This is a genomic window from Stenotrophomonas sp. ZAC14A_NAIMI4_1 (assembly GCF_003086915.1).
GTDB lineage: Bacteria > Pseudomonadota > Gammaproteobacteria > Xanthomonadales > Xanthomonadaceae > Stenotrophomonas.
The window spans coordinates 1,056,268-1,075,865 of record NZ_CP026002.1; the positions used below are offsets into that span (position 1 = coordinate 1,056,268).

Here is a 19,598-nt window from a genome sequence, read left to right on the forward strand (position 1 = left end):
GCGCGCCCGGCCATCGGTGCTCAGGCGGTCAGTTCGTAGATCGGGATGAAGCCACCGTAGATCATCCGCGCACCGTCGAAGGGCATCGGGTTCTTTGCCGGATCCAGCCGCGGGTCTTCCATCATCTTCTGCATGCCGGCATCGCGGGTGGCCTTGTCCGGCCACTCGATCCAGGAGAACACCACCGTTTCCTCCGGCGTGGCCTTCACCGCACCGAAGAAATCGGTGGTCTTGCCGTGTGGCACATCATCGCCCCAGCACTCGACCACGCGCAGCGCGCCGTACTCGATGAACACCACGTCGCCGCTGCGCGCGTGGGCGAGGAATTTTTCCTTGTTGGCGGTGGGCACCGCCAGGACGAAACCATCGATGTAACTCATCGCTTGCCTCCGAGGTGGGCCGTGCCACATGCACGGCCTTCAATGACCCGACGAACCAGCGTGGGGGAAATCGACAACGGTGCTGGCAACACGCGGCAATCACGCCAGAGCTGCGTTCGCGACCGCGCGCGTATGCCTGAAAGTGCCTGAATCAAGGCAAAAAATTCAGCAATGCGAAGGTCGCTGTTTTCAGGGAGCGTTGTGGCGAATAACGGAGAATTTACATTCCCGATGCGATGGCGCCCTGGCGCTGCTGCACAACATAAGAAAGTAAAGGTGTACCCCCATGAAGAATTCGCTGATTGCCCTGGCGCTGGCCGCTGCCCTGCCGTTCACTGCCTCGGCCGCCGAGAACCTGTCCTACAACTACGCTGAAGCCGACTACGCCAAGACCGACGTCGACGGCATCAAGGCCGACGGTTGGGGCGTCAAGGGTTCCTATGGCTTCCTGCCGAACTTCCATGCCTTCGGTGAATACAGCCGCCAGGAAATCGACCACACCAACCTGAAGGTTGACCAGTGGAAGATCGGTGCCGGCTACAACGTTGAAATCGCCCCGTCGAGCGACTTCGTTGCCCGCGTCGCCTACCAGAAGTTCGACCCGAAGCACGGCCTGGACTTCAACGGCTACAGCGCTGAAGCCGGTATCCGCACCGCCTTCGGCCCGCACGCCGAAGTCTACGGCCTGGTGGGTTACGAAGATTACTCGAAGAAGCACGGTGTCAATCCGGAAGGCCAGTGGTACGGCCGCCTGGGTGGCCAAGTCAAGCTGAACCAGAACTGGGGCCTGAACGGCGAGCTGAAGATGAACCGCCACGGCGACAAGGAATACACCGTCGGCCCGCGCTTCAGCTGGTAATCGCACCGCCGCGCACCTGCGCGCTGGATATGCATCGACAGGCCCGGCATTGCCGGGCCTGTTGCGTTTGCACCGCTCGCAACGGCATGCGACCGTTTGTCGCGGATTCTGTTGCATTGCAAGAAATTGGATTCCGCTGCTGGCGGCGCGCACCTACGGTGGGGATCCTGTGCAACAGGACCCGACGCAATGCCACCTGCGCTACCTCCCTTGCTTCCCGATCAGCCGCGTCGCCTGGCGTTGCTGGATCCGCATCCGGTGCTGCGGCTGGGGGTGGAAGTATTGTTGAGCCAGCACAGCGGCGTGCAGGTCTGCGCCAGCTATTCCGACCCGGCACTGCTGCTGGCACGGCTGCAGCGTGACCCGCAGTCCGTGGACCTGCTGGTGGTGGATGCGTTCGCGCTGGGCGATCGTGGCGATGGCCTGGCCCTGCTGCGCGAGCTGGCCCAGCGCTGCCCCCACCTGCCGGTGCTGGTGCTGTCCGCCCACTGCAATGCCAGCACGGTGGCCACCGCCATGAAGGCCGGTGCGCGTGGCTTCATCTCCAAGGCCACCTCGCCGGACGTGCTGCTGCGCGCGTTGGATACGCTCTCGCGGGGCGGCCGCTTCGTGCCGCCGGAGCTGCGCACGCAGCTCAACCGATCGCGCACGCGGCGTGCGCCTGCGCTGGCGCTCACGCCCCTCAGCCGGCGCGAACGCGAAGTGCTGCGGCTGGTGCTGCAGGGCTGCAGCACCGGCGAAGTGGCACGGCGCTTCCAGCGCTCGGCCAGCACCATCAGCACGCAGAAGAAGACGGCCTACCAGAAGCTGGGCATCCGCAGCGATGGCGAGCTGTTCCGCATCCGCCACCTGCTGGACTCCTGTTGAAGCGCGGGCTTACTCGCCCTGGTACTGCTTCTCTTCCACCAGCGCCGAGCCGGCGACGCGGTTGATCTCGTTCTTCACCGCAATGCGTTCGCCATTGGTGCCGTAGACGCCGCGGGCCAGCTGGATGAACGCATCATCGAACACCTGCGCTGCTTCCTTGTCGCGCAGCTGGTCCTGGATGTCCCACATGCGTTCGTTGATGGCCTTGAGCTGGGTGCGCAGCGCGCCCAGCGCCGGCTGCGCCTGCAGCTGCTGCTGCAGCGACGGCAGCAGGCCGTCCAGTTCGGTGCGCACGTTGGCCAGCTTGGCGGCATCGTCGATGCGCTCGGCCTTGATCTCGAGAATGGTGATCTTGTCGATCAGCTCGCCGATCGATACCGGGGTCAGGATGGCGTCCACGCGGTTGGTTCCTGGAAACAGGCGGCCATGATACCCCGCCTGTTGCCGGCGCCCGGTCGCTTTACGGTGAATTTGCGCGTTGGGCGTGGCTGCGCCATCGATCCGTTACGGCGCTGCCGCCGACACTGCCGTCCCGGCGGCGCGACCGCCTTCGACGAGGAACACCACGCAGTGGACAGCAAGGGGATGAGCGCGGCCGTGGCCGCACTGGTGGCCGGCCTGCTCGGCATTGGCAGCGCGCAGGCGCAGCAGGTGCAGGCCAGCGGCAACATGGCCGTGACCAGCGATTACGTGTGGCGCGGCAGCTCGCAGACCGGCGGCGACCCGGCGGTGCAGGCCGGGGCGAAGCTCGCTCTGCCTTCAGGCCTGTATGCCATCGTGTGGGGATCGAACGTATCGTTCACCCCGGACATCGGTGCGCGCAGTGAATTCGATCTGGTGGCCGGCTGGTCCGGCGCGGTGGCGCAGGACTGGACCCTGGATGCCAACCTCACCCGCTATCTCTACCCGGGCACCGGCCGTGCACTGGACTGGACCGAACTGGGCGCCACGCTCAGCTGGAAGCAGCGGGCCTGGTTGCAGCTGGCCCATTCCAGCGATGCGCTGGCCGGTGGCCATCGCGGCACCTATGCACAGCTGGGGGCACGCCTGCCGTTGAACGAACGCTTCCGCCTGGAAGCGGCCGTCGGCCACTACTGGCTGGCCGACGCACAGGGCCCGGACTACCTGCATGGCCAGCTCAGCGCCATCGCCACCCTGGCACCGGCGTGGGAACTGCGGGCCACCGTGCATGACACCGACAATGCCGCGCGCCGGCTGTTCCCCGGCAATGCCGGCGGGCGCTGGGAGCTGGCCCTGCAGGGCAGCTTCTAGCGGGCGATGGCCGCCTGGCGCGCACGCCACGCGCCGGGCAGCCACAGCAGCAGGGCCAGCACGGCCACCGCGGCACCGGCCACGCATACACCGGCCCAGCCGAAGTGCTGGTAGACCTGCGCCGACAGCAGCGAACCCAGCGAGCCACCGATGAAATAGCCGGTCATGTAGCCGGCGTTGAGGCGGTTGCGTGCTTCCGGCTGCAGCGCATAGATCAGGTTCTGGTTGCTGACGTGCAGCAGCTGCGCGGCCAGGTCCAGCACCACCACGCCCACCAGCAGCGCCAGCAGCGAGTGCGCTGACAGGCCCAGCGGCAGCCACGACAGCAGCAGCATCAGCAGCGCGATGGCGGTGGCGCGGCCGGTCTGGCCACGGTCGGACATGCGCCCGGCCAGCCCCGCTGCCAGCGTGCCGGCGGCACCGACCAGGCCGAACAGGCCGATGGTGGCGTCGCTGTATTCGTAGGGCGGCTGTGCCAGCAGGAAGGCCAGCGGCGTCCAGAAGATGGCGAACATGGCGAAGCTGCAGGCACCGAGCAGGGTGCGCTGGCGCAGTACCGGTTCCTGCACGAACAGGGTGCCGATCGAACGCAGCAGGGCGAAGTAGCCCAGGCCGGCGCTGTGGTGGAAGCGCGGCAGCCCGCGCTGCAGGGCCAGTGCGGTCAGCACCAGCACGGCGGCGGCGATGGCATAGACCAGGCGCCAGTCGCCCAGGCTGGACAGCAGGCCGGCCACGGTACGCGCCAGCAGGATGCCCAGCAGCAGCCCGCTCATCAGCGTGCCGACCACCCTGCCGCGATGCTCCGGCGCGGCCAGGGTGGCGGCGAACGGTACCAGCACCTGCGCCACCACCGAGAACAGGCCGGTGATGGCCGTGCCCACCAGCAGCCAGGCCAGCGACGGCGCACAGGCACTGATGACCAGCCCGGTGGCCGAGAGCAGGCTCATCACCACGATCAGCCGCCGCCGCTCGAACAGGTCGCCCAGCGGCACCAGCAGGATCAGGCCGGCGGCGTAACTCAGCTGGGCAGCGGTCACCACCATCCCGATCTGGCCGAACGGCACGCCGAAGGCATCGGCAATGGTGTGCAGCAGTGGCTGCGCGTAGTAGTTGCTGGCGACCGCCACGCCGGTGGCCACCGACATCAGCAGCACCTGCCAGCGGTGCAGGGGAGGGAGGGACGGGCTCACGGGGCATTCCAGAACGTGGGGAGCACAGTGTCCTCCTGCTGCATTGATGATGGAAATGAATCATCATCATCCTTGGCATCTGGAAACCAGATGATGATGCGGGGCGGCACGCCGTGAACCTCAAGCAGCTTGAATTCGCCGTGGCCCTGGCCGAGGAGGGCAACTTCACCCGTGCCGCCGCGCGCTGCCACGTGGTGCAGTCGGCGCTGAGCCACCAGATCGCGCATCTGGAAGCAGAACTGGGGACGCCGCTGTTCGAGCGCCTGCCGCGCCAGGTGCGGGTCACCCCGGCCGGCGAGGCCCTGCTGGTGCATGCGCGGCAGGTGCAGGCCAGCCTGCGCCACCTGCGCGCCGATGTCGCCGCCGTGACCGGCACGGTACGCGGCACGCTGGCGATCGGGCAGATTTCCTCGCTCACCGACATCGACGTGGTGGCCATCCTCGCCACCTTCCGCGAGGCCTATCCGCAGGTGGAATTCCAGCTGCGCGTGGACAAGAGTGAAACCCTGATCGCGCAGGTGCAGGCGCGTGAACTGGACGTGGCCCTGGTCGGGCTGGCGCCCTCGGCCAGCCTGGAGGGCGTGTGCCACCAGATGCTGCAGGAGGAGGATCTGGTGGCGGTGGTGGCGCCGACGCACCGGCTGGCCGGGCAGGCGCGGCTGCCGCTGGCCCGGCTGCAGGACGAGGCGCTGGTGGATTTCGCGCGCGGGACCGGCGCGCGCCGGCAGACCGACGATGCGTTCGCCGCTGCCGGGCTGCCGCACCCGGTGCGTTTCGAGGTCAACCAGATGGAGTTGATCGAGCGCTTCGTCCGCCATGGGCTGGCGGTGGGCATCGTGCCGGTGCTGGTCGCCCAGGGCTTTGAAGGGGTGGTGCAGGTACCGCTGCAGCCCACCCCGACCCGGCGCGTGCACCTGGCCTGGCAACGCCTGCCCACGCCGGCGGCGCGGGCCTTCGTCGATGCCGTTCTCAGCCGCGCACGCGCAGGCTCAGGCCCTTGAGGAAGTTGCGCAGCATCTGGTCCAGGCAACGCCGGTAGTTGGTATGGCCGGGCTGGCGGAACAGCGCGCCGAGCTCGGATTTGGACACCTTGAAGCCGACGCTGGCGAAGATCTCCATCAGGTCCACGTCGCGCAGCTGGAAGGCCACGCGCAGCTTCTTCAGCACCAGGTTGTTGTCGATGCGGGTTTCCACCGCGCGCAGCGGCTGGCTCTCGTCGCGGCCCCGCAGGTGCACGATCAGGCCATCCAGGAAGTGCGCCAGCGCGCCATCGTTCATCGGTTCGAAGCCCGCCTCGTCGTCGCGCCGCAGCCAGGCCTTGACCTGCTCGGTATCGACCACGAAGGCCGGGTCGGCCATCTGGCACAGGGTCACCACGTGGTGGTCGCCCAGGTCCAGCGCGTAGCGCACGCTGCGCAGTACATCGTTGTTGATCATGGCCCATTGTACCGGCCTGGCGCGTGTCACCGGACTGTCATCCCGTCGTAGCAAAGTGTGCGCACTTCCGCTGAGACTTCGCCGATGCGCCGGTTCCTCCTGTCCGCCCTGCTGGTCGCCAGCAGCTTCGCCGCCACCGCCCAGGACCGCTTCGTGCCGGTCGAACAGCGCCTTACCGCGGCCCAGCTGGCCGAAGTGGGGCTGAGCCCGGCACAGCTGCAGGCGCTGAACCGGGTGATGCGCGAGGCGGAAACCGCAGCGCCGGCCCCCGCAGCCCTGGCCGCCCGGCCGGCGGCGCCCCTGCCGGCGAACGTTTCGGCCCCGGCCGCCATGCACCTGGGCCTGGAAGAAGGCCCGGTCACGGCGCGGGTGGTGGGCGATGTCGCCGGCTGGGAACCCGGCACCGTCTTCACCCTCGACAATGGCCAGCAGTGGCAGGTGATGAAGGGCGAGATGAAGCTGCGCAAGACCCTGCAGGCACCGCAGATCGAAGTGATCCCGGGCATCGCCGGGCGCTGGTTCCTGCAGGTGGACGAAGATCTGCCCAAGGCGCGCGTGTTCCGCCTGCGCTGAACCGTCGGGGTCGGATCCCTTTGCCACGGCAAAGGGCTCTGACCCCAGCCAGGGCCCCAGCCCGACCATCGCGGCCTGATCGGGCAACGCAGGCATCAGTCGACGGTGCCAGAATGGGGGTCTGGTTCCCCACGGAGTTGTCTGCATGACCCGCACCGTCCTGATTACCGGCGCCACCTCCGGCTTCGGCGCCGCCGCCGTCCATCGCTTCGCCCAGGCTGGGTGGAAGGTGATCGCCACCGGCCGCCGTGGCGAACGCCTGCAGCCGCTGGTCGACCGCTATGGCAAGGACGTGGTGCACGCTGCCGTGTTCGATGTGCGTGACCCGGTGGCGATGGAAGCCGCCCTGCTGGCACTGCCGCCGGCCTTCGGCGAGATCGACCTGCTGGTGAACAATGCCGGCCTGGCCCAGGGCACGGCGCCGGCGCAGAACGCCAAGCTGTCGGACTGGACCACCATGATCGACACCAACATCACCGCCCTGGTGACCCTGACCCACCGCCTGCTGCCGCTGCTGGTCGAGCGCAAGGGCGCGATCATCAACATTTCCTCGGTGGCCGGCGTGTACCCGTACCCGGGCGGCAACGCCTACGGCGGTACCAAGGCCTTCGTCAGCCAGTTCTCGCTGGGGCTGCGCTCGGACCTGCATGGCACCGGCGTGCGCGTGACCACGATCGAGCCGGGCATGGCCGAGACCGAATTCACCGTGGTCCGCACCCATGGCGACCAGGCCGCCTCGGACAAGCTCTATACCGGCGCCAACCCGATGACCGCCGAGGACATCGCCGAGCAGATCTTCTGGGTGGCCACGCTGCCGCCGCACCTGAACATCAATCGGCTGGAACTGATGCCGGTCAGCCAGTCGTTTGCCGGTTTCCAGGTCGCCCGCGAAAGCTGACCGCCGTCGTATTGCCTTTGTAGAGTCGAGCCATGCTCGACTGCTCTCGCTCGGCTGCATTCAGCGGCAGTCGAGCATGGCTCGACTCTACAAAAGCAAAAAAGCCGGGCAATGCCCGGCTTTTTTCATTCACATCCGCAACAACTTACTGCGCCTTGATCGCCATCGCCTGCAGCCCGGTGCCATCCAGCTTCTGCTTGGCTTCGGACAGCTCGCCGGCACTGCCGTAGGGCCCCATCCGTACGCGGTACACGGTCTTGCCGTTGATCTGCGCCGATTCCACCCGTGCCGCCAGGCCCATCATCGCCAGCTTGGCCTTGGTCGCTTCGGCATCGCCGGACGCCCCGAAGGCGCCGGCCTGCAGGATGTAGCGCGCGTTGTCGGCGGCAGCGGCCGGTGCGGCAGCGGCCGCCTGCGCGGCCTCTGCACGCGCGGCCGGCGTGGCCGCAGCGGTGCTGGTGCTGGCCGGTGCCGCCGCCGATGCCGACGGCGTGGCCGGGCGTTCGCTCAGCGGTGCCGGCAGCGGGCGTGCGGCAGGGGTGGCCGGGGTGGCGGTGGCCACGCTGGGGGTCGCCGCCGGTGCTGCAGCCGCAGCCGCCGGAACCGGCTTGCCTTCCAGTGCGGCCTGCGCGCGCTGCGCCTCGGCCTTGGCCCGGCGCAGTTCCTCGGCGCGCGTGCTGGCGGCCAGTTCGGCGTCGGACATTTCCACTTCCTTGCCCGGCAGCAGGGTGTAGAAGTCGTACTGGGTGGCTGCAGGCTTGGCCGGTTCGGCCGGCTTCGGCGTAGCCGGTGCTTCCGCCGGCTGGCTGCCGACATCGCTGTCGGCATCGGCAACCGGGGCCGGCTGCGCGTTCGGGTTCGGCTGCGGGCCCGCGCGCAGGAAGCCATCGCCTTCGCCCTTGAACAGGTTCGGCGCCGCCAGGAACACCACCGCAGCAATCGCCACGCCCGCAACCAGCCACACCCATCCGGGTGTGCCCTGGCTGCTGCTGTTGCGTCGTGCCTGGCTTTTGCCGCGTCGTGCTGCCATGTGTACTGCGTCTCCTGAGACTTACATTTTTTCCGGGGCGCTGACGCCCAGGAGGTCGAGGCCATTGGCCAGTACCTGGCGCGCGGCGCAGGCCAGGGTCAGCTTGGCATTGCGGTCGGTGGCGTCATCCACCAGCACCGGCGTCCCGTGATACCACGTGTGGAAGGCGTGCGCCAATTCACGCAGGTACTGCGCCACCAGGTGCGGTTCGAGCGCCACGCCAGCCGCTTCCACCACTTCCGGGTACCGCGAGATCTCGTTCATCAGCAGCAGCGAGGCGTCGTCAGCCAACCGGCCGAGGTTGCCCAGGCCGTTGCCCTGGTCGTACACCAGGCCCTTCTCCTGCGCCTGGCGCAGCAGGCTGCAGACGCGGGCATGCGCGTACTGCACGTAGAACACCGGGTTGTCGTTGCTCTGCTGGCGGGCCAGGTCGATGTCGAAGGTCAGCTGCGAATCGGGCTTGCGCGCGATCAGGAACCAGCGGGTCGCATCGCGGCCGGCTTCCTCGATCAGGTCGCGCAGGGTGAAGTAGCTGCCGGCACGCTTGGACAGCTTCACTTCCTCGCCGCCACGCATGACGGTGACCATCTGGTGCAGCACGTATTCCGGCCAGCCCTGCGGGATGCCCACTTCCATGGCCTGCAGGCCGGCACGCACGCGCGCCAGCGAACCGTGGTGGTCGGCGCCCAGCTCGGTGATCGCGCGCTCGTAGCCGCGCTGCCACTTGGACAGGTGGTAGGCCACGTCCGGCACGAAGTAGGTGAAGGTGCCGTCGGACTTGCGCATCACGCGGTCCTTGTCGTCACCGAAGTCGGTGCTGCGCAGCCACAGCGCGCCGCCTTCCTCGTAGGTGTGGCCCGAGGCCTGCAGCTTGGCCACCGCTTCGGCGACCTTGCCGTCGGCGTACAGCGAGCTTTCCAGGAAGTAGATGTCGAAGTCGACGCCGAACGCAGCCAGGTCCAGGTTCTGCTCGTTGCGCAGGTAGGCCACGGCGAAGCGGCGGATCGCGGCCATGTCGTCCGGATCCTTGGCGCCGACCACCATGGTGCCTTCCAGGTCCACGCTGGCGCCGGCCAGGTAGGCACGGGCGACGTCGGCGATGTACTCACCGCGGTAGCCGCCTTCGGGCCAGCCATCCTGGTCCGGTGCGATGCCCCTGATGCGGGCCTGCACGGACAGCGCCAGATTCTCGATCTGCACGCCGGCATCGTTGTAGTAGAACTCGCGCTTGGCGTTCCAGCCGTTGGCATCGAGCACGCGGGCCACGCAGTCGCCGATCGCCGCCGCGCGGCCGTGGCCGACATGCAGCGGACCGGTCGGGTTGGCCGACACGTACTCCACGCCCACCGTGCGGCCATTGCCGGACAGGTTGCGGCCGTAGTCGTGGGCTTCCTTGATGACCGAGGCGGCTTCGCGCTGGTACGCGGCCGGGGCCAGGTGGAAGTTGATGAAGCCGGGGCCGGCGATCTCGACCTTGCTGACGTCCTCACTGCGCGGCAGCGCTTCAACCAGCGCCTGGGCCAGTGCGCGCGGGTTGCTGCGCGCGGCCTTGGCCAGCAGCATGGCGGCATTGGTGGCGAAGTCGCCGTGGTCGCGGGTCTTCGGGCGCTCGACCACGAAGTCCGGCGGCAGGGAGTCGGCGGGCAGGGTGCCATTGGCGCGCAAGGCTTCGATGCCTTGGCTGATCAGGGCGCGGAGGAGATTTTTCACGAGGCCTGCTGTGAGAATGAGCGGCGGAATCGCCCATTTTAGCGCAGATGCCGGCGCGTACGCTGACCGAGGCCTGCCCATGTGAACGCGCGCGGCCTCCGCCGGCCGGGCGCCCCGGACCCTGGCCTCATCCGAACAGGCGCGGTTGCAGCTGCGGCAGGAGGCCGCGTTCAGCAAATGAAACCGGCCGCCCTTCGCCGATCACGAAGTGGTCCAGCAGGCGGATATCGACCAGGGCCAGGGCCTGCTGCAGCTCCTCGGTGATCCGTGCATCGGCGCCGGAGGGTTCAGGGTCGCCGGAGGGGTGGTTGTGGCTGAGGATGACCGCCGCAGCGTTGTGCAGCAGGGCCCGCCGCACCACCTCGCGGGGGTAGACCGGGGCGGTGTTGATGGTGCCGGCGAACAGTTCCTCGCAGGCGATCAGGCGGTGCCGGTTGTCCAGGAACAGCACCAGGAACAGTTCACGCGCCTGCCCGCGCAGCCGGTGCTGCAGGTAGCGGCCGACCGCCAGCGGGTTGTCGCCCACGCTCTCGCCGTGGGCCAGTTCGGCGGCCAGATAGCGGTGGGCCAGCTCCAGGCCGGCTGCCAGCGTGCAGCTGCGCGCCGGCCCCAGCCCGGGCAGGCGGGCCAGCTTGGCGGCGGGGCGGTCCAGCAGCACCCGCAGCGGGCCGTGGCTGCCGAGCAGGTCGCGCGCGGTCTGCACCGCATCGCGGCCACCGAAGCCGGAGCCGAGGAACAATGCCAGCAGTTCGGCATCGGACAGGGCAGTGGGGCCGCGCGTCAGCAGCTTCTCGCGCGGGCGTTCGTCGATGGGCCAGTCATGGATGGGCATGGCCACATGGTCGCTGCCGCCGCCCGCGCCAGCCATCGGCGTTTGCCGCCCGCGGCGGTCAGTCGATGCCTCAAGCGCGCTGGGCCTGCAGGTAGTCGTACAGCTCCTGGTTGTTGTCCAGGCCCAGCTTGCGCATGGCCTCGGCCTTCTGGCGGCTGATGGTCTTGGCACTGCGGCCGGTGTGTTCGGCCACGGCGTTCACGCTCAGCCCGTCGCCCAGCAGGTCCAGCACCTCCTGTTCGCGTGCCGACGGCGCGCAGGGCACCCGCTGCAGCAGCAGGTCGCGGGATTCCAGCAGGCGGCGCAGCTGCCTGGAAACGAACGTGCGCCCGGCGATGGCGGCGCGCAGGGCCCGTGGCAGTTCGGCGAAATCGGCGCTCTTGTCGATCAGCCCCTGCACGCCGTCGCGCAGCAGGCCATCGAGCAGGCCGGGATGGCGCGCGCTGGTCAGCACCACCACGGGCAACGCCGGGTAGCGGTGCCGCAGCGTGCCCAGCAGTTCGGGGCCATCGGGCCCGGTGCCGGGCATCACCAGGTCGGTCAGGACTGCATGGCAGGGTCGGCGGGCCACCAGATCCAGCAATGCCGCTCCGTCGGAGGCGGCACCGGCCACGCACATGTTGTGGCGTTCGAGCACGATGCGGATGCCGTGCAGTACGACCGGATGGTCGTCGGCGATGATGATGCGCGGTGGCACGGTGGGCTCCTCGGATAGCAGATGGCGCACCCGAGGGGGCCAGCATTGATTCTGCGGAAGCCGCGCCCGTTACAGGTATAGGAATGTTCTGAAACCTCAGCGCGACAATTCGGAAAATGAAGTAGTCGCAGCTCCATCTGCTGATAGCTGCGCGCTATGTGCGTTGTGTACCGGGACGTTACCGGCCATCGGGTAAGCTAGCGCCCTCGTTTGCACAGGATTTCCAGGTGGCTGATTCCCCCAACGCCCTCCCCGCGCCGGCCCGCGCGCTGGAAGGCCAGAAACTGCTGTTGTGCGTCGGCGGCGGGATCGCGGCCTACAAGGCACTGGAACTGGTCCGCCGCCTGCGTGACGCCGGGGCCCTGGTCCAGGTGGCGATGACCGCCGGTGCCCAGCAGTTCGTCACCCCCCTCAGCTTCCAGGCCCTGTCCGGCCAGCCCACCCGTACCACCCTGTGGGACAGTGCCGCCGAACAGGCCATGGGCCACATCGAACTGGCGCGCTGGGCCGACCGCATCGTGGTCGCGCCGGGCACCGCCGATCTGCTGGCACGCCTGGCCCAGGGCCACGCCGATGACCTGGTCAGCACCCTGTGCCTGGCCAGCACCGCGCCGCTCACCGTGTGCCCGGCCATGAACCACCGCATGTGGCTGCACCCGGCCACCCAGGCCAACATCGCCCTGCTGCGCCAGCGTGGCGCGCAGGTCATCGGTCCGGTCGACGGGCCGCTGGCCGAGGGCGAATCCGGTCCCGGCCGGCTGGCCGAGCCGGGCGACATCGTCGCCGCGCTGGCCAGCCTGGGCGGCACCGCCCCGGCCGCCCGGCCCGCCGCGCCGGAAACCCGCGCGCTGCAGGGCCTGCGCCTGCTGATCAGCGCCGGCCCGACCTATGAAGACATCGACCCGGTGCGCTACGTGGGCAACCGCAGCAGCGGCAAGATGGGCTTCGCCCTGGCCGGTGCCGCCGCCGCCCTCGGCGCCCAGGTGATGCTGGTCAGCGGCCCGGTGCAGCTGCCGACCCCGCCGGGCGTGCAGCGGGTGGACGTGCGCTCGGCCGCGCAGATGCGCGAGGCCGTGCTGAATGCGCTGCCGGCGGACATCTATATCGGCGCGGCCGCGGTGTCCGACTACACCCCGCGCCAGGTGGCGGCGCAGAAGCTGAAGAAGACCGCCGACAGCCAGTCGCTGGTGATCGAGCTGGTGCGCACGCCGGACATCCTGGCCGAGGTTGCCGCACAGACCCAGTCGCTGAAGCTGGTGGTCGGCTTCGCCGCCGAAACCCACGACGTGGAGAAATACGCGCGTGGCAAGCTGGTCGACAAGCGCCTGGACCTGGTGATCGCCAACCAGGTGGGCATCAGCGGCGGCGGTTTTGAAAGCGACAACAATGCTGCAACTGCCTTCTGGCAGGACGGCGAACAGGTATTCCCGGCCACCTCCAAGCGCGAGCTGGCCGAACAACTGCTGGCGCTGATCGCGCGGAGACTCCAGGCATGACCCAGGCAACATCCACCCCGGTGGCCCCTCTGCAGGCATTGCAGGTGAAGCTGCTCGACCCGCGCTTCGGCGACAGCTGGCCGCTGCCGGCCTATGCCACCGAAGCCAGCGCTGGCATGGACCTGCGCGCGGCGCTGGAAACCGCGCTGACCCTGCAGCCGGGCGACACCGCGCTGGTGCCCAGCGGCCTGGCCATCCACATCGGCGACCCGAACCTGTGCGCCGTGATCCTGCCGCGCTCGGGCCTGGGCCACCGCCACGGCATCGTGCTGGGCAACGGCACCGGCCTGATCGATGCCGATTACCAGGGCCCGCTGCTGATCAGCGTCTGGAATCGCGGCCGCGAAGCCTTCACCATCGAGCCGGGCGACCGCATCGCCCAGCTGGTTGTCGTACCGATTGCCCGCGTCAGCCTGCAGGTGGTGGATACTTTCACCGACAGCGTGCGGGGAACGGGTGGATTCGGCCATACCGGGGTGCGTTGACGGGGGAAACTGATGAGCGGCAGCGGGGAAGGACGGCAGAAGCAGTCATTGGGGCGCAACGCGCCGTTGCTCGGTGCAGCGCTGTTGTTGCTGGCCGGCTGGTTCGGCTGGAGCGCGGTGCAGCAGTGGCGGCAGCAGGCCAGCGGGGACACGCTGGCGCAGGTACGCGACGAGGCGGTGCAGGGCGTGCAGCAGGCCGCATCCGGCCAGTTGCAGCAGCTGCAGCAGCACCTCAAGGGTGACCGCGTGCAGCAGTCGCTGCAGGCCGGCGACGCCGCCGGTGCCGCGCAGGCCCTGCGTGAAAGCTGGTCCGGGGTGGAGCAGGTGGACGTGCTGACGGCCGGACTGGCCGATGCCTACGCCGATGCCGCGACCTTCGGTTATGCCCGCCTGGCGCTGCTGGAGTCGGTCCTGGCCGACGGCAAGCCGGGGCTGCGCGTGGTCCGTGATGGCGGTGGCAACCGCCTCGGCCTGGCGGCACCGGTGCAGCTGGGCTCGCTGGGCCCGGCCGTGATCTATGTACGGCAGCCGCTGCTGCGCCTGACCAGCCCGCTGGACCAGCTGCGCACGCCATCCAGTGGGTTCCTGTCGCTGCGCCAGGGCGCGCATGACATCGTTGCCCAGGGCAACACCAGTCTGTCCGACAGTGCCGAGGCAATGGCGCGGCCGATCAAGGGCACCCCGCTGCGGCTGACCGCCAGCGCACCCAACATCGACCCGGGCCCGCTGGGCCTGGGCGCCCTGCCCAGTGCCATCGTGGCGCTGCTGCTGGCCTTCATCGCCGTGCTGCTGGTGGTGGGCCGGGGCCGCCTGCCGAAGTCGCTGCCGTTGCCGGCGCGTCGTGCTGCTGCGGCCGAGGCCGATCACGGCCCGACCCTGCGCGAAAGCCTGCAGATGGCTGCACCAGCCCTGCCGGCCGCCGATGCGGACGATGCCGGAGCCGGCACCCCGCCGGCCGTGCCGCCGCCGCCGCCGGTGGATCTGCCGGCCGGCATCTTCCGCGCCTACGACATCCGCGGCGTGGTGGGCACCGAGTTGAACGCGCGCAACGCCGCGCTGATCGGCCAGGCCATCGGTACCGTCGCCCTCGAACAGGGGCTGCGCGAGGTAGTGGTCGGTCGCGATGGCCGCCTGTCCGGCCCGGAACTGTCGGCCAGCCTGGCCGAGGGCCTGCGCCGCGCCGGCTGTTCGGTCATCGACATCGGCCTGGCGCCGACGCCGCTGGTCTATTTTGCTGCCTTCCACCTGCGCACGGGCACCTGCGTGGCGGTGACCGGCAGCCACAACCCGCCCGAGTACAACGGCTTCAAGGTGGTCATCGGCGGCGAAACGCTGTCCGGCGACGCGATCACCGACCTCTACCAGCGCATCAGCGAAGGCCGCCTGGCACAGGCCGCTGCGCCGGGCGACTACCAGCAGCGCGAGGTCGCGGCCGACTACATCCAGCGCATTGCCGACGACGTGCAGCTGGACCGCCCGTTGAAGGTGGTGGCCGACGCCGGCAACGGCGTGGCCGGCGCGTTCGCCCCGCAGCTGCTGGAAGCGATCGGCGCCGAGGTCATCCCGCTGTACTGCGATGTCGACGGCACCTTCCCCAACCACCACCCCGACCCCAGCGAACCAGCGAATCTGGAAGACCTGGTGCAGACGGTCAAGCGCTTCGGTGCCGACCTCGGCGTGGCCTTCGATGGTGATGGCGACCGCTTGGGCGTGGTCACCGGCGAAGGCAAGATCATCTACGCCGACCGCCTGCTGATGCTGTTCGCCGCCGACGTGCTGATGCGCAACCCCGGCGCGATGGTGATCTACGACGTGAAGTGCACCGGCAAGCTGTCCGACCACGTACTGCGCAACGGTGGCAGCCCGCTGATGTGGAAGACCGGGCATTCGCTGATGAAGGCGAAGATGCGCGAGACCGATGCCGAGCTGGCTGGCGAGATGAGCGGCCACTTCTTCTTCAAGGAGCGCTGGTTCGGTTTCGACGATGGCCTGTACGCCGCGGCCCGCCTGCTGGAAATCCTCGCCCAGCGCGAAGAAAGCCCGCACGAGGTGCTGGAGGAACTGCCGGACATGGTGTCCACGCCGGAACTGAAGGTGCCGGTGGCGTCCGGCACGCCGCATGCGCTGGTGGCGATGCTGGTGGCCGCGGCGCAGTCGGAGGACAACCCGTACGCCGGTGGCCGCCTGTCGACCATCGATGGCCTGCGCGTGGACTACCCTGATGGCTGGGGCCTGGTACGTGCCTCCAACACCACCCCGGTGCTGGTACTGCGCTTCGAAGGCAACGACACCGCCGCGCTGGAACGCATCCAGGCGCTGTTCCGCAGCCAGCTGCAGGGCCTGCTGGGCGACACCCCGCTGGGCTTCTGATCAATCCTGGTGGGTGCCCACCGTTGGTCGGTACGGGGTCGGATCCCGTTGCTGCGCAACGGGCTCTGACCCCAGGTTCCAAATCGACGGCATCCACGCATGGCGTGGATCTACCCAGGTGCCGACCGTTGGTCGGCACGCCTCACCCCTTGAACCTCAACCCCACCCCCGGCTCGGTGAACAGGTAGCGCGAATCCAGCGCCGAATCACCCAGCTTGTGCCGCAGCTTGCCGACCAGGATGCGCAGGTAGTGGGTGTCCTGCTGGTGGGTCGGCCCCCAGATCTCCTGCAGGATCTGCGGCTGGGTCACCACCCGCCCGGCATTGCGCAGCAGCAGTGACAGCAGCGCGTATTCCTTGCGGGTCAGCGCCACCGGCTCGCCGTCGATCGCCACCTCGCGGCGCACCAGGTCCACATGCAGGTGGCCATCGTCGAACACCGGCGGGGTGCCATCGCTGGGCACGCTGCGGGTGCGCAGCAGCGCCCGCACCCGCGCCATCAGTTCCTGCGTGCCGAACGGCTTGGTCACGTAGTCGTTGGCGCCGGTATCCAGCGCCCGCACTTTCTCGTGCTCGCCCGCGCGCACGGTCAGCATGATCACCGGCACCTGGCTCCACTGCCGCAGCTGCGCCAGCACCTCGTGGCCTTCCATGTCCGGCAGGCCGATATCCAGGATCACCAGATCCATGTCCTCGCTGGCGGCCATGTCCAGGCCTTCCTGGCCCGTGGCGGCCTGGCGCACCTGGTAGCCCTGCGCGCGCAGGCTGATGTCCAGGAACCGGCGGATCTGGGTTTCATCGTCGATCACCAGCACGCGCGCGGCTGGCACGCTGGCATCAATCGGGGTCGGGCTCATCGTGGGCGGTTGGCTTGAGCAGGGGCAGGGTGATGCGGATCAGGGTACCGCGACCGTCGCGTCCCGGCAGCGCCTGCACGCTGCCGCCATGGGCGCCGATCATGCCCTGGCAGATGGTCAGGCCCAGGCCGGTGCCGTGGCGGCCGCGGTCGCCGCGCTCGACGCTGTAGAACATGTCGAAGATGCGCGCGCGCTCGTCATCGGGAATGCCGGGGCCGGCATCGATCACGTCGATGCGCAGCTGGCCATCCAGCTCCCGTGCCAGCACCTGCACCGGTGCATCGGGCGGCGAGAACTTGGCCGCGTTCTCCATCACGTTGAACACCGCCTGTTCCACCAGCGCCGGGTGCACCCAGATCGGCGCCAGCGTGGCCGGGATATCCAGTTCCAGCCGCACCTTGGGCTGGTAGCGCTGCAGGCGGCGCGCGGCCGAACCGATCAGCTCGTCCACGCCGATCCAGTCGCGCTGGATGGTCAGCCCTTCGTGGCCCAGCCGGGTCATGTCCAGCAGGTTCTGGATGTAGCGGTCCAGCCGCTCGCCTTCCACCAGGATGGTGTCCAGCAGCGCACGCCGGTCGGCCGCGTCCATCGCCGTGCCATAGCTGGCCAGGCTGTCGGCCGAACCGATCATCGCCGCCAGCGGGGAGCGCAGGTCGTGCGACACCGAAGAGAGCAGGGCCGAACGCAGCCGCTCGGTCTCGTTGCTCACGTGGGCCTGTTCCAGTTCGGCCACCAGCTGCGTGCGCAGCGCGGCCTGGGCGATGTCGTCGACCATGGCCTCGGCCAGCTGGCGCTGCTCGGGCAGCAGGCGGGCCTGCGCACCGGGCAGGTACAGCCCGGCAACGCCGACGGCGCGGTCTTCGCCATCCAGCAGCGGCAGGAACCACCACTGCGCGCCGGCCAGGGTATCGGTGAAGCGGCCGCTGGGCTGGCGATGGCGCAGGGCCCAGTCGGCGGCGGCCAGGTCGGTGTCGCCAGGCTGGGCGCCGCCGCCGGTGGCGGTGTCAGCGCCGATCCGCAGCCAGGCCGGCACGTCCATGGCCTGTTCCAGCGCCTGCCTGCCGGCCTGCGCCACCTCGCCGTTGCCGGCCGCGCTGGCCAGCTGCCGGCCCAGCTGCTGGCGTGCGCGCGCATGCCGGTTGGCCGCACGCAGCGCGATCACCTGCATGCGCAGCCGCGATGCCAGCCGTCCGGCCACCAGTGCGGCGGCCAGGAACAGGAACACGGTGATCACGCCTTGGCGTGCGCCGATGGCAAAGGTGAAACGGGGGGCGATGAACAGGAAGTTGTAGGCCAGGAAACACAGGATGGCGGCCATCACCGCCACGCTGGCACGGGTACGCGCGGCCACCAGCACCACCGCCACGATGAATACCATCGACAGGTCGGCCATCCCCACCCAGCGTTCGCCCAGCCACGCCACGCCGCAGGCCAGCGCCGTGGCCAGCAGTGCCTGCAGCGGCTCGTGGCTGATGCCGCGCATCGGTGGCAGCAGGCCTTCGCGTCGCGCGCGCGCACGCGCCTGCGGCGTGCTGATGATCGTGATCTCGTAGTGCGCGCCGCGCTGGATCAGCTGCTGGGTCAGGGTGCGGTTGAACATCCGTGCCAGCGGCCGCTCGCGGGTCCGCCCCAGCACCAGCGTCGACACGCCGTTGTGCGCGGCATGGTCCAGCAGGGCATCGGCGATGCTCGAGCCATGCAGCAGTTCGGCATCGCCGCCCAGCCGCCGGGCCAGCGCGAAGGCCGCATCGATCTCGCGCCGGGTCGCCTCGTCCTGGCGCCGGCCCTGCACGGTCACCACCGTCCACGGCGCATCGCGGCGTTCGGCGATGCGCCGCGCCACGCGCACCAGGTATTCGCTCTGGCCGCCTCCATCGATGGCCACCAGCACGCCGCGGCGCAACGGCAGGTTGCCTTCGCCGCGTGCGGCGCGGGTTTCGCGCAGGCTGCTGTCGACCCGGTCGGCGGCCTCCTGCATCGCCAGTTCGCGCAGCGCGGTCAGGTTGGCCGGCGAGAAGAACGCCTGCAGCGCCTGCGCAGCCTGTTCGGGCACGTACACCTTGCCCTGCTGCAGGCGCGCGATCAGTTCGCGCGGCGGCAGGTCCACCAGCACGATGTCATGCAGGCGGTCGAGCACGCCGTCGGGCACGGTCTCGCTCACCCGCACGCCGGTGATGCGCATCACCACATCGTTGAGGCTTTCCAGGTGCTGGATGTTGACCGTGGTCCAGACGTCGATGCCGGCGTCCAGCAGTTCCATCACGTCCTGCCAGCGTCGTTCATGGCGGCTGCCCGGCGCGTTGCGATGGGCCAGTTCGTCCACCAGCACCAGCGCCGGATGGCGCTCCAGCACCGCATCGAGGTCCATTTCCTGCAGGGCATGGCCGTGGTAGGCCACGCCCTTCAATGGCAGCTGCGGCAGGCCTTCCAGCAGGGCCTGGGTATCGACGCGGCCGTGGGTTTCCACCACCGCCACCACCAGGTCCACGCCCCGGCGCAGCTGTTCCTGCGCGCGGGTCAGCATGGTGTAGGTCTTGCCCACGCCCGGCGCCGCGCCCAGGAACACCGTCAGCTTGCCGCCGGCTTCGCGCTGCAGGCCTTCCACCAGGGCATCGGCCTGGCGGGTACGTGCATCATTCATCGCAG

General features: G+C 69.2%; 19 protein-coding genes. 9 read left to right on the forward strand and 10 right to left on the reverse strand.

The annotated features are described in order from the left end of the window. Nucleotides 1–20: 20 nt before the first annotated feature. Nucleotides 21–380, reverse strand: coding sequence for a DUF1428 domain-containing protein (locus tag C1926_RS04880; RefSeq protein ID WP_079224958.1), 360 nt, complete (start codon nt 378–380; stop codon nt 21–23). Between the two features lie 286 nt (nt 381–666). On the opposite strand from C1926_RS04880, the gene C1926_RS04885 reads away from it, so the two are divergent. Continuing rightward, complete coding sequence (locus C1926_RS04885; RefSeq protein WP_079224960.1) at nt 667–1,239, forward strand: Ax21 family protein; 573 nt, start codon at nt 667–669, stop codon at nt 1,237–1,239. Nucleotides 1,240–1,428: 189 nt separating this feature from the next. Next, nucleotides 1,429–2,106, forward strand: a complete 678-nt coding sequence (locus C1926_RS04890; protein WP_108758415.1) for a response regulator transcription factor — start codon at nt 1,429–1,431, stop codon at nt 2,104–2,106. Nucleotides 2,107–2,115: 9 nt separating this feature from the next. Here the strand turns inward: C1926_RS04890 and C1926_RS04895 are convergent, their stop codons facing one another. After that, entirely contained in the window at nt 2,116–2,505 is a 390-nt protein-coding gene (locus tag C1926_RS04895) for a DUF6165 family protein (RefSeq protein ID WP_108758416.1), read from the reverse strand. A 171-nt stretch (nt 2,506–2,676) separates the two neighbouring features. Here C1926_RS04895 and C1926_RS04900 point away from each other — a divergent pair, with 171 nt between their 5' ends. Continuing rightward, the gene (locus C1926_RS04900) at nt 2,677–3,378 is read left to right on the forward strand and encodes a TorF family putative porin (RefSeq protein ID WP_108758417.1); all 702 of its coding nucleotides are present in this window, start codon (nt 2,677–2,679) and stop codon (nt 3,376–3,378) included. On the opposite strand, the gene C1926_RS04905 is transcribed toward C1926_RS04900, so the two are convergent. Continuing rightward, a complete protein-coding gene (locus tag C1926_RS04905; protein WP_343125652.1) occupies nt 3,375–4,523 on the reverse strand; it encodes an MFS transporter in 1,149 nt (382 codons plus the stop codon). The two genes, C1926_RS04900 and C1926_RS04905, sit on opposite strands and share 4 nt — an antisense overlap. A 158-nt stretch (nt 4,524–4,681) precedes the next feature. Here C1926_RS04905 and C1926_RS04910 point away from each other — a divergent pair, with 158 nt between their 5' ends. After that, on the forward strand, nt 4,682–5,569 hold the full coding sequence (locus tag C1926_RS04910; RefSeq protein WP_108758419.1) for a LysR family transcriptional regulator: 888 nt from the start codon (nt 4,682–4,684) through the stop codon (nt 5,567–5,569). Here the strand turns inward: C1926_RS04910 and C1926_RS04915 are convergent. Then, the gene (locus C1926_RS04915) at nt 5,538–6,005 is read right to left on the reverse strand and encodes a DUF1456 family protein (protein ID WP_108758420.1); all 468 of its coding nucleotides are present in this window, start codon (nt 6,003–6,005) and stop codon (nt 5,538–5,540) included. The genes C1926_RS04910 and C1926_RS04915 overlap by 32 nt on opposite strands. 84 nt (nt 6,006–6,089) lie before the next feature. Between C1926_RS04915 and C1926_RS04920 the strand changes: the two genes are divergently transcribed. After that, complete coding sequence (locus C1926_RS04920; protein WP_108758421.1) at nt 6,090–6,578, forward strand: hypothetical protein; 489 nt, start codon at nt 6,090–6,092, stop codon at nt 6,576–6,578. A 145-nt stretch (nt 6,579–6,723) separates the two neighbouring features. Further along, on the forward strand, nt 6,724–7,476 hold the full coding sequence (locus tag C1926_RS04925) for an SDR family NAD(P)-dependent oxidoreductase (RefSeq protein WP_108758422.1): 753 nt from the start codon (nt 6,724–6,726) through the stop codon (nt 7,474–7,476). A 145-nt stretch (nt 7,477–7,621) separates the two neighbouring features. Here C1926_RS04925 and C1926_RS04930 read toward each other — a convergent pair whose 3' ends face one another. From C1926_RS04930 to C1926_RS04945, 4 genes are all read right to left on the reverse strand, one after another. Next, a complete protein-coding gene (locus C1926_RS04930; RefSeq protein WP_108758423.1) occupies nt 7,622–8,506 on the reverse strand; it encodes an SPOR domain-containing protein in 885 nt (294 codons plus the stop codon). A 21-nt stretch (nt 8,507–8,527) separates the two neighbouring features. Further along, nucleotides 8,528–10,216, reverse strand: coding sequence for an arginine--tRNA ligase (gene argS, locus C1926_RS04935; RefSeq protein ID WP_108758424.1), 1,689 nt, complete (start codon nt 10,214–10,216; stop codon nt 8,528–8,530). Between the two features lie 127 nt (nt 10,217–10,343). Then, entirely contained in the window at nt 10,344–11,048 is a 705-nt protein-coding gene (gene radC / locus C1926_RS04940; RefSeq protein WP_079225481.1) for a DNA repair protein RadC, read from the reverse strand. A 70-nt stretch (nt 11,049–11,118) separates the two neighbouring features. After that, nucleotides 11,119–11,745, reverse strand: coding sequence for a response regulator transcription factor (locus tag C1926_RS04945; protein ID WP_108758425.1), 627 nt, complete (start codon nt 11,743–11,745; stop codon nt 11,119–11,121). A gap of 227 nt (nt 11,746–11,972) precedes the next feature. Here C1926_RS04945 and coaBC point away from each other — a divergent pair, with 227 nt between their 5' ends. Genes coaBC through C1926_RS21765 form a run of 3 tightly spaced genes read left to right on the forward strand, consistent with a single transcriptional unit; the run spans nt 11,973 to nt 16,096 of the window. Then, on the forward strand, nt 11,973–13,241 hold the full coding sequence (gene coaBC, locus C1926_RS04950; RefSeq protein WP_108758426.1) for a bifunctional phosphopantothenoylcysteine decarboxylase/phosphopantothenate--cysteine ligase CoaBC: 1,269 nt from the start codon (nt 11,973–11,975) through the stop codon (nt 13,239–13,241). Next, nucleotides 13,238–13,726 (forward strand): dUTP diphosphatase, encoded by a 489-nt coding sequence (dut, locus tag C1926_RS04955; RefSeq protein WP_079224983.1) that lies wholly within the window; start codon nt 13,238–13,240, stop codon nt 13,724–13,726. Before coaBC ends, dut begins: the two co-directional genes overlap by 4 nt. Nucleotides 13,727–13,738: 12 nt before the next feature. Beyond that, nucleotides 13,739–16,096: a phosphomannomutase/phosphoglucomutase gene (locus tag C1926_RS21765; RefSeq protein WP_108758427.1), complete on the forward strand. Its 2,358-nt coding sequence runs from the start codon at nt 13,739–13,741 to the stop codon at nt 16,094–16,096. Nucleotides 16,097–16,238: 142 nt separating this feature from the next. Here the strand turns inward: C1926_RS21765 and C1926_RS04965 are convergent, their stop codons facing one another. Both C1926_RS04965 and C1926_RS04970 read right to left on the reverse strand, forming a co-directional pair. Next, entirely contained in the window at nt 16,239–16,952 is a 714-nt protein-coding gene (locus C1926_RS04965) for a response regulator transcription factor (protein WP_079224994.1), read from the reverse strand. Then, entirely contained in the window at nt 16,933–19,593 is a 2,661-nt protein-coding gene (locus C1926_RS04970; RefSeq protein ID WP_108758428.1) for a sensor histidine kinase KdpD, read from the reverse strand. The genes C1926_RS04965 and C1926_RS04970 overlap by 20 nt, the downstream gene beginning before the upstream one ends. Between the last annotated feature and the right edge of the window lie 5 nt (nt 19,594–19,598).